Genomic DNA, 14,431 nt, shown 5'->3' with positions numbered 1-14,431 from the left:
TGCCGAGTGGTGGGGCACAGACCTTTTGGTTACTTTTGGCTGGGCCGGCATCCCGGGCGTTTGCCAAAAGTGACCCGCTGTAAGAGCGGAACCGCAAGTAGCCGTTACCGCAGCAACGGATATGTCCCCACCCCCCCCCCCTCAAACCACAACCCCCCGCCCCGCCCGCTCAAGATTCCGCCACAACCAAGGCGGCAACACATCCGGATCCAGGCTGTCGATCAAATTCTTCAACCCCAACCCCAACTCCGTATCCCCCTCAATCACCAACCGGCGCCGAAAAAACAACGTATCCGGATCTTCCTGCCGGCTGGCGAGCAACAAGAACTCGCGCCAGTTACCGCTGATGCTCACCTGCGCCTCGGCCTTTTGCGCAATACGCAACCCGTCGCGCCCCAAGGTCAGGTACCAGCACAACCCCAGGTCAGGTATACGCAGACACATCCAGCGTCCGCGCAGCAGGTCAAACCCACCGTCGCGCAAAGGCTCGGCCAGGCAGCGGTTAAGGGCTTGCTGCAAGACCAGGCGCTGCACGCCAAACGGTACGCGACGGATCAATGGAAACAATTGGTCGGCGCCTTTGAGCAGCCATTGTTTACGACTCAGCACAGCCCCACCTCCTCAACCCGCAACATGCCCGCCTGGCCGTGCCAGTAGCCGTTGCAACCATCGACATACAGCGGCGGCGTAGCCCCCTGGCGCACCTGGTCGAAGGCTCGCACCACCTCGACCATGCCCTCGGCTCGCGGGCTCAGGCGCAACAGATCGGCACCACTGGACACCAGGCCGGGGTAATCGGCCAGCAGGTTGGTCACGTCGGCCGACATGGTCTGGATACCGTTCAAGGTGAACAGCGCCTGCCCTTCCTGGCTGGTCAGTGGCATGCCGTCGGGGTAGTTGATGCAGCAGAACTGGCAGTCATCCTTGGGCCGGTTTTCGGCACGGGCGGTGAAGCAGCGCGCCGAATACGCCAGGGGCAAGTGGCCGTAGGCGAAGATTTCCACTTCGGGCAACGGCCGGCCCAATTCGCGTACCTGCTCCAGCACATCGGCGATCAAGCCCTGGGAGCATTCCACCGGCGGCACCCAGCGTTGCATGCCTGCATCGAGCAGTTGCACCAGGGCGTGGCCGTTGTAGAGGTTGAGCGCCGGACCGCCGACAAAGGGCAATTTGCGCTCGATCAACATCTGCACCGCCCCCATGTCGTTGGCTTCCACCAACAGTTCGCCGTTGTCGCACAGGCGGCGCAGGCTCGACAGTTCGGAGGCGGCTTCGATCAAGGTCAGGCTCGATAACACGATCTGCGCCGAGCTGTACGTTTGCAGTTCCCGGCCCAGGCCCAACCAATGATCCAGGGTGAACGCGCGGCGTTTGGCGCACACGGTTTCGCCCAGGTAAATCACGTCCAGGGGCAAGCCGGCCATGTCTGAATAGAAGCGCCCCAGGTGTTCCTTATCCCAATAAAACAGCACCGGTCCCAGGCTGAGTTTCATCTGTGTCTCCTCACTGCCACGCACGATGGTAGGCGCCGAGCGTGGTCTGGCTGCCTTCGGATAACCCGGCCAGCACCTGGCGCCACTGGTCCTTGACCACAAAACTGGCAGGCGCATTGCGGTGGGCGTCCAGCGCGGCGCGCCAGACCCGGGTGACTTGTTCCACATAGGCCGGGCTGCGTTGCCGGCCTTCGATCTTGACCGCTTCGACGCCGATGGCGGTGAGCTCCGGTACCAGGTCGAGGGTGTCGAGGCTGGTGGGTTCTTCGAGGGCATGGAAGCGCTTGCCGCCCACCAGGAAGCGGCCCTTGCACAGGGTCGGGTAGCCGGCGGGTTCGTCCCGGGTGTAGCGGTCGATCAGCACTTCGCTCAGGCGCGCGCTCAAGCCGTCGGCGTCCTCGCTCCAGCGCACGGCCTTGGCCGGCGAACACACGCCGCAGAGGTTGGGCGACTCGCCGGTGATGTAGGAAGACAGGTGGCAACGCCCCTCGGCCATGATGCACAGGCTGCCGAAACCGAACACTTCGATCGGCACCGGGCTGCTCGCGGCCACTTGCTTGACCTGGGCCAGGGACAGCACGCGGGGCAACACCGCGCGACGAATGCCGTAGCGTTCGGCATAGAATTTCAGCGCCGCCGCATGGGTGGCCGAGCCCTGTACCGACAGGTGCAAGGCCATCTGCGGATGGTGCCGGCTGGCGTAGTCGAGTACCCCGGGGTCGGCGGCGATCAGCGCATCCACGCCGTGGTCTGCCGCGCGGTCGACAGCGCGCTGCCAACGCGCCCAGATCTTCGGTTGTGGGTACGTATTGACCGCCACGTACAGCTTGCGCTGGTGCTGGCGAATAAAGGCGACGGCACCGTCGAATTGTTTGTCGTCCATGTTCAGCCCGGCGAAGTGCCGGGCATTGGTGTCATCGCGAAAACCGACATACACCGCATCGGCGCCTTGGCGCACCGCGGCTTTGAGCGCAGGCAGGTTGCCTGCGGGGCAGACCAGTTGCATGGGGGTTCCTCACAAAAATTCAGCGAAAGACAGAAATGGCACCGGTGCATCCCTGGGCACCTGATGCTCGCGCTCGATGATCACCAGGCCATCGGCCCAACAGGCGGCGGTGAGCATCGCCGAGCTTTGCTGGGGGTGCAGCACCGCGCGCAATTGCCCATCCTCGCCGGGGCTCAGGCGCGCGCGCAGGTATTGGCGGCGCTTGTTGGGCTGGAGCCATTCAAAATCGGCCGGCACCTGGATCGGTACCGGCAGCACCCGCGCCACACCTTGGGCGCGCAACAGGAACGGACGCACCACCACCAACGCGGTGATCAACGCCGCCGACGGGTTGCCGGGCAAACCCAGCCATGGCTTGCCCGCCACCTCGCCAAACGCCAGGGGCTTGCCGGGCTGGATCGCCAGGCGCCAGAAGTCCACGCGGCCGAGTTCTTCGATGGCCTGCTTGAGGTGGTCCTCCTCCCCCACCGATACACCGGCAGACGTCAACAGCACGTCGCATTCGGAGGACGCCAGGGCCAGTGCATCGCGGCTGGCGGCCAGTTCGTCGGCCATCACGCCGTAGTCGAGCACGTCCACGCCCCAGCCGCGCAGCAGCGCGGCCAGGGCATATCGGTTGCTGTTGTAGATCTGCCCAGGCACCAGTGCCTCACCCGGCTCGCGCAGTTCATTGCCGCTGCTGAGCAGGCACACCCGCAGCGGGCGATAGACTTTCAGGCGCGGGATGCCGGCCGATGCGAGCAAGCCGATGTCCTGGGCACGCAGGCGCTTGCCCACGGCGACCAGGGTCTGGCCGCGTCGCAACTCTTCGCCCTGCTTGCGCACATGCTCACCCAGGCGCACCGGTGGGCACCAAATACGCTGGCCGTAAAGGCGGCAGCGTTCCTGGGGCACCACCGTGTCGGCACCGGCCGGTACCGGCGCACCGGTAAAGATGCGCACCGCCTGCCCGGCCAGCACCTTCGCCGTGCTGTGCTGGCCAGCGGCAATGCGCCCGGCGAGCATCAGGTAGCCCCCCTCTGCCGGTACGTCCTCGGCGCGCAGGGCGTAGCCATCCATGGCGCTGTTGTCGAACCCCGGCAGGTCCAGGGGCGAGAACAGTTCCTCGGCGACCACCCGCCCCAGCGCGTGCTCCAGGTCGATTACCTGAGTGCCCGGCGGCGGCGGTGCCTGGGCCAGCAGCGTGGCGATGGCCTCGTCCACCGGCATCAGGTGGCCGCTGTCGCACACCGAGACGCTCACGAACGCGACTCGCAGGCTTTCAGGATCTGCTCGGGCTGGGGCTTGAGGTGCGGCACGAAGTTGCACGGGCCGGTACGGCTGTCCAACTGGCCCGCGAGTATCTGATCCCAGGCGGTACGGCACGCGCCCGGCGAACCCGGCATGCAGCACACCAGCACGCCGTTGCTGATGCCGGCCAACGCACGGGATTGCAAGGTGGAGGTGCCGATTTCGACCAGGGACACCTGGCGGAACAACTCGCCGAAGCCCTCCACGTGTTTGTCCAGCAGCGGCAGCACCGCCTGGGGCGTGTTGTCACGGGCGGTGAAGCCGGTGCCGCCGGTCATCAGCACCACTTGCACATCAGGGTCGGCGATCCACAGGGAGACCTGCGCACGAATCTGGTAGATATCGTCGATCACCAGGCCACGGTCGACCAGCACATGCCCGGCACCTTGCAGGCGGTCCACCAGGGTCTGCCCGGAGGTGTCGGTGTCGAGGGTGCGGGTGTCGCTGATGGTCAGCACGGCGATGTTCAGGGGGATGAAATGACGTTGTTTCAAATGGGCCATGATCAAGGCTCCAGGCGTAAAGAAAGTGGCTGTCAGCCTGCGCCGCAATGGGCGCAGGGCCTATTCCTCCAAGGAGGTATCTCGTTCAGGGGGCCAGGCGCGTGCGCTGCCATGTCCCGGCGTGCAGGCGGTAATCGAGGCGGTCGTGCAGGCGGTCGGGGCGGCCTTGCCAGAACTCGATGCGCTGCGGTTGCAGGCGGTAGCCACCCCAATGCTCGGGGCGCGGCGGTTGCTGCCCAGCGAAACGCTCGGTGACGTCACGCAAGCGGCTTTCCAGCTCGCTGCGATGGCTAAGGGGCTGGCTTTGCGGCGAAGCCCAGGCCCCCAACTGACTAGCGGCCGGACGCGCGTCAAAATAATCGTCCGACAGCTGCGCATCCGCCCGCACCACCGGGCCTTCGATACGCACCTGCCGCTCCAGCCCCGGCCAGAAAAACGTCATGGCCGCATGGGGATTACTCGCCAACTCCTCCCCCTTGGCACTCTGGTAATGGCCGAAAAAGAAAAAACCCTCAGCGCTGAAACCCTTGAGCAACAGAATGCGGCAATGGGCATGGCCCTGACTGTCCACGGTGGCCAACGCCATACTATTGGCCTCGACCGGAGGCACTTCGGTTTTACGCGCCTGATCCAACCACTGGCCAAACAGCACCAAGGGATCGTCCTGCGCCAAGTCATCACGCAAGCCATAAAGGGTGTAGTTGCGGCGCAATTGCGCAAGAGACAAAGGCATGGCGCAGTCCTCCAGAAAGTTCGCCACAGTGTGAGAACTACCGCGCATTTATCCCTTGACCACGATCAACATTCACCCGTGGCATGACGCCGCATGCGGTTACTTGGGCATGGGGTTCTACAGCTGATCGTATTGTTGCGGTTGCTCTGGCTCTGCCTTTCCTTTGCTTTGGTTTTGCTCTGGCTTTGCTTTTGCTCTGGCTTTGCTCTGGCTTTGCTCTGGCTTTTGATCTTGATCTTAGACGCCCCGTTAAACCACGCTGGCCGAACGCAGGCTTGAATCCGTGGGTAACCCGGCAGGACGCCGGGTTAGCCGTCCTGGGCCAGGGATGGCCCATGACGGCGGCCCACGGATTCAAGCCTGGGTTCGGGCACACCGAGCCTAGGCGAGGTGCCGAGTGGTGGGGCAAGAGCCCTTTTGGTTACTTTTGGGGCTCTTTTCCAAAAGTGACCCGCTGTAAGAGCGGAACCCTAAGTGGCCGTTACCGCAGCAATGGATATGTACCCATTCCAACCCAACATCCTGGTCGGCCCAGAGGCCGCCATCGGGGGCAAGTCGAATCGTCGCACCGCCCCTCCCACATTTGATCTCCATACATGAGGTAGATATCAGTCTGCTCTGGCTCTGGTTCTTGATCTCAGGCACCGCCCCTCCCCCATACCCCCAAACTACTTGAGCCCCAACCGCCGCGCCAACTTATGCAAATTACTCGAATCCACCCCCAACAAACGCGCCGCACTCGCCCAATTACCACCGCAATGCTCCAGAGCCTGACGAATCTTATGACGCTGACACTCATCCACCGCCACCGCCAACGGCTGGAACACCTCACCGCCCAACACCACCGGTTCAAGCACCGGCATGGCATCGCCCAGCCCCAGCCACTGCGGCTCCAGGCTCATGAACGGACGGCTGCCGCCCCGACACAACAGCTTTAACGCCGCACGGCTGATCACATGCTCCAACTCACGCACATTGCCCGGCCAGGCATAGCCCAGCAGGGCCTGGCGCGCCGCCGGGGGCAGGCACAAACCGCGCAGCCCCAGGCGCGCACGGTTGAGCTCAACGAAGTGCTCGGCCAGCAACAGAATGTCATCGCCACGTTCGCGCAGCGGTGGGATCGCCACCGGATACACCGAAAGCCGGTGATACAGATCGGCGCGAAACAGGCCGTCGCGCACGCGGTCCGGCAGATGGCGGTTGGTGGCGGCGATGATCCGCACATCCACATGCAAAGGCCGGTCGGCCCCCAGGCGCTGGATCTCGCCGTTTTGCAGGGTACGCAGCAACTTGGCCTGAATGTTCAAGGGCAACTCGCCCACCTCGTCGAGAAACAGCGTGCCGCCATTGGCGACATCGAAACGCCCGGCGCGGTCGTGGCTGGCGCCGGAGAACGCGCCCTTGACGTGACCGAACAACTCACTCTCGGCCAACGCCTCCGGCAGCGCCGCGCAGTTGACCTGCACCAGCGGCCGGTGGCAGCGCCGCGATTGGTGATGCAGGCGCTGGGCAAACAGCTCCTTGCCGACGCCCGTCTCACCGAGCAACAGCACCGGCAACTCGGTCTGCGCCAGTACCGCCAACTCATCGAGCAATTGCCGCAGCACCTGACTGTGCCCAAGGATGGCGTCGGGCGGCAGGGTCGCATCGACCCTGATGGGGTTCGCATTACCCTGGCATAGGGTGGTCATGATCACCTCACCTCACAATAAAGCCTTATTTATCAATGGTTTTTCAGTTGGCACGGCGCCTGCAACCACCGGCACATACCGCTATCCCAATGAGGAAACCCGATGAGCCTGAGCGACTGGAACACCCAACCCCAGGATCAATTGATCGACCATCTACTGGCCCGCTACCACGCCCGGCATCGCGAACAACTGCCGGAGCTGATTCGCCTGGCCAGTCGTGTCGAACAGGTCCATGGCCACCATCTGCAATGCCCCAACGGCCTCGCGGACCTGCTGCGCGATATCCAGCAGGAACTGGAGAACCACATGCTCAAGGAGGAACAGGTGCTGTTCCCGATGCTGCAGATGGGCATGGGCGCGCAGGCGGCCATGCCGATCCAGGTGATGCGGCATGAGCATGACCAGCACGGCGAGGCGCTGGAACAGCTGTTGAGCCTCACCGATCGCATCACCGCACCGCCGAGCGCCTGTGGGACCTGGCGCAGTTTGTACAGCCAGTTGACGACCTTTCATGACGACCTGCGCGAGCATATCCACCTGGAGAACGATGTATTGTTTGCCCGGGCACTGAGCCCCGTGGCCTGATCAGCGCAGCATCAGCTTGGCCAGGATCACGATCACCACCATATGCACCAGGATGCTGCGACGAATCCACGTCGCACGCCTGGGGCTCAGGCGCTGATGGCTCAGCAGGTACGCCAGCCACAGGTAATGGCCGATGATGCTCAGGGCCAGCACGATTTTCAGGCTCAGCAGTGCGGCAAAGTGGCTGCCCCAGGGCACGCTCAACACCCCTCGGTAGTGCCAGGCCAGGCCGATGCCGGCGCCGTACAGCAGCACCACCACGCCATGCAGCACCTGGCGTGAGCGCCGCGCGATAGCATGATCGGAGGTGAACTGGGCCGACCAGGCCAGTTCCTCACGGGCGCTGTGCCAGATCACGACTTCGAAAAACAGCGTGCCGATAAAGGCAATCGCCGCCAACAGATGCACGATCAACAAGGTGGAATAGAGCACGACGTTCTCCTAGCCTGGATGCCCATCGACCCGTGCTTGCCACAGCATCGGCCCGTAACGCCACAGATACAGGCCGAGCCCGACGCTCCAGCACAGGCCGGCCAGCCACAGCGCAGCCAGGGGCCAGAGCAGCACCAGCGCCACTCGGCTCACGCAGGCCAGGTTGAGCAGCACAAACGCCAGGGTCATCCCGGCCGGCGGCTGCAAGGCGCGGCCGGTGTGGCCGAGGCTGACGCGGGCGATCATGGCCAGGATCAAGCCGGCCATGGCGCCAATGGTCAATGCATGCACCGCCAGGCTGGGGTTGAATGGCGCACCGAAATGCCACAGCGCCATGCCCAGGCAGGCCACGGCGAGCCAAGCATACGCCAGGTGCAACGACCAGAGCAGCGGCACGCGCCACAGGCCCCGGTCATGCCAGCGCACCAGGCGCAGCAGGTGCCCAAGCCCGAGGCCGGCGAACAGCAGGCCGATCCACAGGTTGGCCGATAGCGCCGGCCCTGCCCCATAGAGCACCGCGACCAGCATCGAGCCGCCCAGCAACACGCGGTCCAGCCACGGCCAGGGCTTGACCGCCTCGACCCGGCCCAGGCCGCGCTGGGTGAAGAACGGAATCACCCGCCCGCCGATCAGGCCCATCATCGCCGCCACCAGCCACAGCCCGGTCAACACCGCCTGGCGTTGCAGGCCCAGGTCATTGCGCAACAAGCCATACAGCGACAGCGCATCGGCCACGGTCAGCAGCGCCAGCACCAGCACAATCGGATAATTGCGTTTCTGGCGGACCTGCCACAGGGTCCAGCCCATCACCGCCGCCACTGCCAGGGGGAACGTCAGCTCCAGCACCGCCAGCAGCGGCCAATGCAGGTTGAACAACCAGCCCAGGCGGGCCGCCAGCCATAACCCGGCGAGCAGCGCCAAGGCATTGCCACTGATGCCCGGGCGACCGGTCCAGGTCTGCACTGCCGTCAGCAGGAACCCGGCGATGATCGCCAGGCCGAAGCCAAACAACAGTTCATGCCGGTGCCAGGCCAGCCAGCCACCGGCCGGTTGCCAACTGCCGAACTGGCCGCCGAGGGCCAGCAGCCACACAGGGATCGCCAGCACCGCCAACACGCAGGCACCGAGGAAAAATGGCCGGAACGCCAAGCGGAACAACGGGGTAATCGACATAGCCTTGCGCCGATCGAGCACTTGCATAACACGGTCTCCCTTCAGGACTGCGGCAATGTTGCGCCGATGGGCGTGCGTTGCCCTTGTCGTAGATCAAGTCGCAACGGCAGCTCAACGCTTACGCTTGCGCTCACTGTAGGAGCGAGCTTGCTCGCGAAGAACGTTAACGATGACACGGGCATCCTGATTAAACGCGGTGTCTGTGGGTTTTTCGCGAGCAAGCTCGCTCCTACAACACCTTTAGCGTGCTTTGGAGCCATGATGAAAAACGCCTATGTCCCCCTCGCCTGGTTTGTGATCCTCGGTTCCATGCTGGCGGCGGCCAGCAGCCTTTCGCTGGTGCTGGTGTGAACGCCCCGCTGACGCTCAAAGAGCCGGGTATGGTGCTACATCGCGTGCATCACCAGATCCTGCGCAGCCACCACCTGTTCGAGCCGTTGAACGAGGAAGAACTCGACGTGTTGATGGGCAGCAGCCAGTTGCTCAGTGTCGATAAGGGTGAGCCGCTGTTCCGCCAGGGCGAACCGGCCGATGCGTTTTACTTTGTGATTGCCGGCGCGGTGAAGATCTACCGCCTGACCCCGGACGGCCAGGAGAAGGTCTTCGAAGTCATCGGCGAGCGCCAGACCTTCGCCGAAGCCATGATGCTGATGGACACCCCCAACTATGTGGCCTGCGCCGAAGCCGTGTGCCCCACCCAGTTGTATCGCTTGTCCAACGCCACCTACATGCGCTTGTTGCAAAGCAACAGCCGCCTGACCTTCGCCCTGCTCGGCAAGTTGTGCGTGCGCCTGCACCAGCGCGTCAACGAGATCGAAACCCTCTCGCTGAAAAACGCCACCCACCGCGTGGTGCGTTACCTGCTGACCCAGCTGATGCACTTGCACAGCACTGACAGCCGCTTCGAATTGCCCATGGCCAAGCAATTGATCGCCGGGCATTTGTCGATCCAGCCGGAGACGTTTTCGCGGATTATCCGCCGCCTGATCGACGAAAAGATCATCACCCAGGACGGTCGCCAGATCGCCATCCTCGATCGCCTGCGCCTGGAGCAGTTCGAGTGAAAACCTGCCTGTACTGCCAGCAGCGCCATGCCGACGCACGCCAGGAGTGTGGGCGCTGCGGCATGGCACTGCCCGCTTCCAACACTCATGTACAAGCACGCCGGTTGCGGCGTTTCCAGTGGTTCTGCCTGGGCCTGGCGCTGTTTTGCATCGCAATGTTCTTCTGGTTGCCGCGCACCTTCTACTGACCTTCAGTCAACTGCCGATACAGCTGCGGCAGGCGCAACGGCAGTTGTTGCGGCTGGCGGATCAGGGTGTAGCCATGGGCGCCGAACATGTAGGGCAAGTAATCCCCGGCCTGTTTGTCGATCGTGATGCAGAACGGCACCAGGCCCTGGCGCCGCGCCTCTACCACGGCCTGGCGCGTGTCTTCGACGCCATAGCGCCCCTCATACAGGTCCAGGTCATTGGGTTTGCCATCGGTGAGCAGCAACAATAACTTGCGCCGCTGCTTGCAAGCGCCCAACAGTTGGGTGGCCTGGCGAATCGCGGCGCCCATGCGCGTGTAATAACCCGGCTTGAGCGCCTGGATGCAGCCACGGGTACGATCATCATAGGCTTGCGCGAACGTCTTGAGCGGGTGCAGGCGCACATGCTGGCGGCGCAGGGACGAGAAACCATACAGCGCAAACGCATCCCCCAGCCCGGCCAGGCTCTCGCCAAACAGCAACAGGCTGTCGCGGATGACGTCGATGACCTTTTGCTCGTCGTTCAAATGCGCATCGGTGGACATCGACAGGTCCGCCAGCAACAGGCACGCCAGGTCGCGTCGGGTGTGCCGCTGATCCTGGTACAAGCCCCGCTCGACGCAGTCGCCATGCTGGCGCTGCACATGGAAGTCCACCCAAGCCTGCAGGTCGAGTTCCGCGCCCTGGGGTTGCTGGCGCAGCCATTGGCGGTCGGTACGCAGCTGCTGGAACTGGCGACGCAAGCGCTGGGCCGGGCCACGCAGCCGCGCGGGCAAGGGTTGCGGCGCATCGGCACGCGGCTGCATCAGTTGCAGGTTGACGAAGCCCTCCTGCAAGCGTTGCTGACGGTAGTCCCACTCGGGCAACTTGATGCCTTCGCCGAGGGGGATGTCATCCACGTCGGCCGGCGGCAGGTCGAGGTGCAGCTTGAGACCGCCACTTTTGCGCACGCGCTGGCGCGACAGGCTCAGTTGGTCCAAGTCTTCGGCGACACGGGCGGCGTCGGGGTCCTCGCTCTCGTCGGCCCAGCGATCGAGGTCGACGTGTTCGCTCCAACTGAACAGGTTTTCCAGGCGCACCACCAGCAGCCCGCCGTCGCGGCTGTGGTCATCCACGCGGCTGGCGCGTTTGGGTGCGCCCTGTTGCTCGCCGGCCGGCGTGGCCAGGTCGTCGCCCTCGTCATCCAGGCCCACGGTCTGGGGCGTGTCCAGGTGCAACGGCGGGTACAGCCATAAGGGCAGCGGCCAGGCGGCGCGCTCACTGCGCGGTAACTGGCGCACGCTGCCGGGTTCGCGCAGGGCCTTGCGCAGGGCTTTTTCCAGGGCGGCCTCGCCGGGCGTGAGGCTGGCGGGGTCGGGGCGCAATACCAGATGGGCCTCCACCAGGCGCTGATAGCTGGCCAGCATCGCCGGGTAGCGTTGCAGCACCAACCAGGTCCAGCGTTGGTTGTCACGGGCCCAGTGGGTCATCGGCCCTGCATGCGCGGCCAGCAAGGCCAGCCAGCGGTACAACTCCAGGTTCAGCGCAACCGTGGGATACACCGCCAGGCTCGACGGCAGGCGCAGGCGGTTGCCATCGCAGGAGGCCAGTGGCGCCTGCTTGCAGGTACCGGCGATGCGCATCAGCAGGTTGCGGCGCAGCAGCAAGTCACGCTCGCTGGCGGCTTCCAGGGCGATCCCGCTGGCCCCGCCCAGGGCGCGAAACAGCATCGCCAGGCTCCGCTGGCGGTCGACCAGCTCGACCCGTGCCGCCGGGAAATCGGCACTGGCGCGGCGGGTGATAAAGCGGTGCCAGGCACTGCCGACCCACTCTTCCAGCTCAAGGGTAAAGGCCATGGGGTTGGCTCCAACTAGTGGGGATGGGACGGGCACACCGCGATCCAGATGTGGGAGGGGGCATTGCCTCAATGCCAGTCAGTCAGGCTTTTTGTAGGAGCGAGCTTGCTCGCGAAGAACCTCAACAATAACGCGTGTTTCCTGAATCAACGCGGCGCCTGTGAGTTTTTCGCGAGCAAGCTCGCTCCTACAAAAAGCCTTGACTGGCTGGCGTTAGGGCGATGCCCCCCCTCCCACATCTGGACCGCGTTACCTTCAGTAGACGATCGGCACCGGTGCGCCCGCCATGCGGGCGCGTTGCCGGAAACTGAACAGGTAGCAAAGCAACCCGATCAGGAAGCCCACCCCACTGACCAACCGCGCCCAGAACAGCCCCTGCAAGTGCTCCACCGTGGCCATGAACGGCAAGGCCACTCCGTCCACCTGCCAGCGTTGCAACCAGACCTGCACGGCCCCGGCGGCGGTGAGGAACAGCGTGATCATCACCATGGACAACACCATCAGCCAGAACCCCCAGATCTCAAGCGTCTGCGAACGTGCGTCCGGCGCTTCACCGATACCCCGCAGGCGTGGCATGGCGTAGCTGATCAGCGTCATCACGATCATCGCGTAGGCCCCGAAGAACGCCAGGTGCCCGTGGGCCGCGGTGAGTTGAGTGCCGTGGGTGTAGAAGTTGACCGGTGCCAGGGTGTGCAGGAAACCCCATACGCCCGCGCCGAAGAACGCCGTGACCGTGGTGCCCTTGGCCCACAACGTGGCCGCGCGGTTGGGATGCTGGCGCCGACGCTGCTTGACCATGGTGAAGGCGAACATCACCATCGCCAGGAACGGCAGCGGCTCCAGGGCCGAGAAGATCGAACCGACCCACAGCCACACCTCGGGCGCACCGATCCAGAAGAAGTGGTGACCGGTACCGATAATCCCGGTGATCAGGGCCATGGCGATGATCACGTACAGCCATTTCTCCACCACTTCGCGGTCGACGCCGGTGACCTTGATCAGCACGAAAGCCAGCATCGAGCCCATGATCAGCTCCCACACGCCTTCGACCCAAAGATGCACCACCCACCACCAGTAGAACTTGTCCCGCGCCAGGTTGCCGGGGTTGTAGAACGAGAACAGGAAGAACACCGCCAGGCCGATCAGCCCGGTCATCATCACCATGCTGACGGTGGTCTTGCGCCCCTTGAGCAGGGTCATGCCGATGTTGTACAGGAAGCCCAGGCACACCACGACGATGCCCATCTTGGTAATGGTCGGTTGCTCCAGGAACTCACGGCCCATGGTCGGCAACAGCTCGTTATGGGTGAGCTTGGCCAACGCCGCGTATGGCACCAGCAGGTAGCCGAGGATAGTCAACACCCCGGCGGCGGCAAACACCCAGAACAGTACGATCGCCAGTTTCGGGCTGTGCAGCTCACGGTCAGCCTCCTCGGGCACCAGGTAATACGCCGCGCCCATAAAGCCGAACAGCAGCCAGACGATCAGCAGGTTGGTGTGGACCATCCGCGCCACGTTGAAGGGGATCAACGGGAACAGAAAGTCACCGACCACGTATTGCAGGCCCATGATCAAACCGAACAGCACCTGGCCGAGAAACAGGATCAGGGCGAACACAAAGTACGGTTTGGCCACGGCCTGGGATTGGAATTTCAGGTATGGATTGGCACTGCGCATGGCTCAGCCCTCCTTGTTCGGTGGCCAGTTATTGGTATTGATCTTCGAGCTCCATTTGAGGAACTCGGCCATATCGTCCACCTCCTGGTCACTGAGATTGAATTGCGGCATGGCCCGCCGCCCCGGTACACCCAGGGGTTGCATCTTCATCCAGGCATGCAGGAACGGCTTGAACCCCTCCTCCCCGCCCCGGCGCTTGAACACATTGCCCAGCTCCGGCGCGAAATAAGCGCCCTCGCCCAACAGGGTGTGGCAGCCGACGCAGTTGTTGCGCTCCCAGACGCTCTTGCCACGTACGACGGAATCGGTGAGCAGGTCCTGATTGCTGCGGGAGGGAAAGGTTTGTTCGGTGTGGTAGGTCAGGGCCAGGAAAATCAGGAAGAAGAACACGCTTCCTCCGAAGTAGATATTCCTGGCCATGCCCTTGGTGAAGGTCTCTGACATGGTCGCTTCCTCATTGCTTGGCCAGGGGATGATAGGGAGGCGTGGGGGGAAAACCGCTTGATGGCGATCAAGAAATGTTGATGGTTTTGGTCGGGTATAGGGTTTGGGGGATAGTTGTTGCTGTGGTCGTGGCTGGGGGGGGGGGGCCGTGTACATATCCGTTTCTGCGGTAACGGCCACTGGCGGTTCCGCCCTTACGGCGGGTCACTTTTGGAAAAGAGCCCCAAAAGTAACCAAAAAGGCTCTTGGGTATGACTCACCCACATGGGTTACAAATCAGTTCACGCACATAGGTAACAGTTTTTAACTGGCAGGGT

14 protein-coding genes and 2 pseudogenes are annotated in these 14,431 nt (G+C 63.6%); 4 read left to right on the top strand and 12 right to left on the bottom strand.

Features of this window, described 5'->3' with window-relative positions:
* Positions 1-141: 141 nt before the first annotated feature.
* The 7 genes and pseudogenes from ubiT to AC1Q6I_RS33910 form a co-directional block, all read right to left on the bottom strand.
* Positions 142-609, bottom strand: a complete 468-nt coding sequence (ubiT, locus tag AC1Q6I_RS33940) for a ubiquinone anaerobic biosynthesis accessory factor UbiT (protein WP_024075018.1) — start codon at positions 607-609, stop codon at positions 142-144.
* Positions 603-1,493 carry a U32 family peptidase gene (locus AC1Q6I_RS33935; RefSeq protein ID WP_102625639.1) on the bottom strand — a complete coding sequence of 297 codons (891 nt, stop codon included), beginning with the start codon at positions 1,491-1,493 and terminating at the stop codon, positions 603-605. The genes ubiT and AC1Q6I_RS33935 overlap by 7 nt, the downstream gene beginning before the upstream one ends.
* Positions 1,494-1,503: 10 nt before the next feature.
* Positions 1,504-2,499, bottom strand: a complete 996-nt coding sequence (ubiU, locus tag AC1Q6I_RS33930) for a ubiquinone anaerobic biosynthesis protein UbiU (protein WP_069076596.1) — start codon at positions 2,497-2,499, stop codon at positions 1,504-1,506.
* Between the two features lie 9 nt (positions 2,500-2,508).
* Positions 2,509-3,741 (bottom strand): molybdopterin molybdotransferase MoeA, encoded by a 1,233-nt coding sequence (locus AC1Q6I_RS33925; RefSeq protein WP_102625638.1) that lies wholly within the window; start codon positions 3,739-3,741, stop codon positions 2,509-2,511.
* Positions 3,738-4,292, bottom strand: coding sequence for a molybdenum cofactor biosynthesis protein B (moaB, locus tag AC1Q6I_RS33920; protein WP_102625637.1), 555 nt, complete (start codon positions 4,290-4,292; stop codon positions 3,738-3,740). Before moaB ends, AC1Q6I_RS33925 begins: the two co-directional genes overlap by 4 nt.
* Positions 4,293-4,377: 85 nt before the next feature.
* Positions 4,378-5,025, bottom strand: coding sequence for a pyridoxamine 5'-phosphate oxidase (pdxH, locus tag AC1Q6I_RS33915; protein WP_024075013.1), 648 nt, complete (start codon positions 5,023-5,025; stop codon positions 4,378-4,380).
* A 668-nt stretch (positions 5,026-5,693) separates the two neighbouring features.
* Positions 5,694-6,674 (bottom strand): annotated as a pseudogene (locus AC1Q6I_RS33910) (sigma 54-interacting transcriptional regulator); the annotation flags it as partial.
* A 156-nt stretch (positions 6,675-6,830) separates the two neighbouring features.
* On the opposite strand from AC1Q6I_RS33910, the pseudogene AC1Q6I_RS33905 reads away from it, so the two are divergent.
* Positions 6,831-7,301, top strand: a pseudogene (locus AC1Q6I_RS33905) (hemerythrin domain-containing protein); the annotation flags it as partial.
* Here the strand turns inward: AC1Q6I_RS33905 and AC1Q6I_RS33900 are convergent.
* Both AC1Q6I_RS33900 and AC1Q6I_RS33895 read right to left on the bottom strand, forming a co-directional pair.
* A complete protein-coding gene (locus AC1Q6I_RS33900; RefSeq protein ID WP_024075009.1) occupies positions 7,302-7,733 on the bottom strand; it encodes a membrane protein in 432 nt (143 codons plus the stop codon).
* A 9-nt stretch (positions 7,734-7,742) separates the two neighbouring features.
* Positions 7,743-8,933 (bottom strand): NnrS family protein, encoded by a 1,191-nt coding sequence (locus AC1Q6I_RS33895; RefSeq protein WP_024075008.1) that lies wholly within the window; start codon positions 8,931-8,933, stop codon positions 7,743-7,745.
* A gap of 120 nt (positions 8,934-9,053) precedes the next feature.
* Between AC1Q6I_RS33895 and AC1Q6I_RS33890 the strand changes: the two genes are divergently transcribed.
* From AC1Q6I_RS33890 to AC1Q6I_RS33880, 3 genes are read left to right on the top strand one after another with little or no spacing between them, the layout of a single operon-like run.
* On the top strand, positions 9,054-9,257 hold the full coding sequence (locus AC1Q6I_RS33890) for a hypothetical protein (RefSeq protein WP_024075007.1): 204 nt from the start codon (positions 9,054-9,056) through the stop codon (positions 9,255-9,257).
* 29 nt (positions 9,258-9,286) lie between these two features.
* Positions 9,287-9,970 (top strand): Crp/Fnr family transcriptional regulator, encoded by a 684-nt coding sequence (locus tag AC1Q6I_RS33885; RefSeq protein ID WP_041160915.1) that lies wholly within the window; start codon positions 9,287-9,289, stop codon positions 9,968-9,970.
* On the top strand, positions 9,967-10,158 hold the full coding sequence (locus AC1Q6I_RS33880; protein ID WP_024075005.1) for a hypothetical protein: 192 nt from the start codon (positions 9,967-9,969) through the stop codon (positions 10,156-10,158). The genes AC1Q6I_RS33885 and AC1Q6I_RS33880 overlap by 4 nt, the downstream gene beginning before the upstream one ends.
* On the opposite strand, the gene AC1Q6I_RS33875 is transcribed toward AC1Q6I_RS33880, so the two are convergent.
* The 3 genes from AC1Q6I_RS33875 to AC1Q6I_RS33865 all read right to left on the bottom strand — a co-directional run bounded on the left by AC1Q6I_RS33875 (position 10,152) and on the right by AC1Q6I_RS33865 (position 14,114).
* Entirely contained in the window at positions 10,152-11,993 is a 1,842-nt protein-coding gene (locus tag AC1Q6I_RS33875; protein WP_102625633.1) for a nitric oxide reductase activation protein NorD, read from the bottom strand. The two genes, AC1Q6I_RS33880 and AC1Q6I_RS33875, sit on opposite strands and share 7 nt — an antisense overlap.
* Positions 11,994-12,248: 255 nt before the next feature.
* Positions 12,249-13,670 carry a cbb3-type cytochrome c oxidase subunit I gene (locus tag AC1Q6I_RS33870; protein WP_024075003.1) on the bottom strand — a complete coding sequence of 474 codons (1,422 nt, stop codon included), beginning with the start codon at positions 13,668-13,670 and terminating at the stop codon, positions 12,249-12,251.
* 3 nt (positions 13,671-13,673) lie between these two features.
* Positions 13,674-14,114: a c-type cytochrome gene (locus tag AC1Q6I_RS33865; RefSeq protein WP_024075002.1), complete on the bottom strand. Its 441-nt coding sequence runs from the start codon at positions 14,112-14,114 to the stop codon at positions 13,674-13,676.
* Positions 14,115-14,431: the final 317 nt, after the last annotated feature.

It is taken from the genome of Pseudomonas sp. MPR-R2A5, assembly GCF_058793055.1.
The sequence above is the reverse complement of the archived record's forward strand: the minus strand, read 5'-3'. Positions and strand labels throughout refer to the sequence as shown.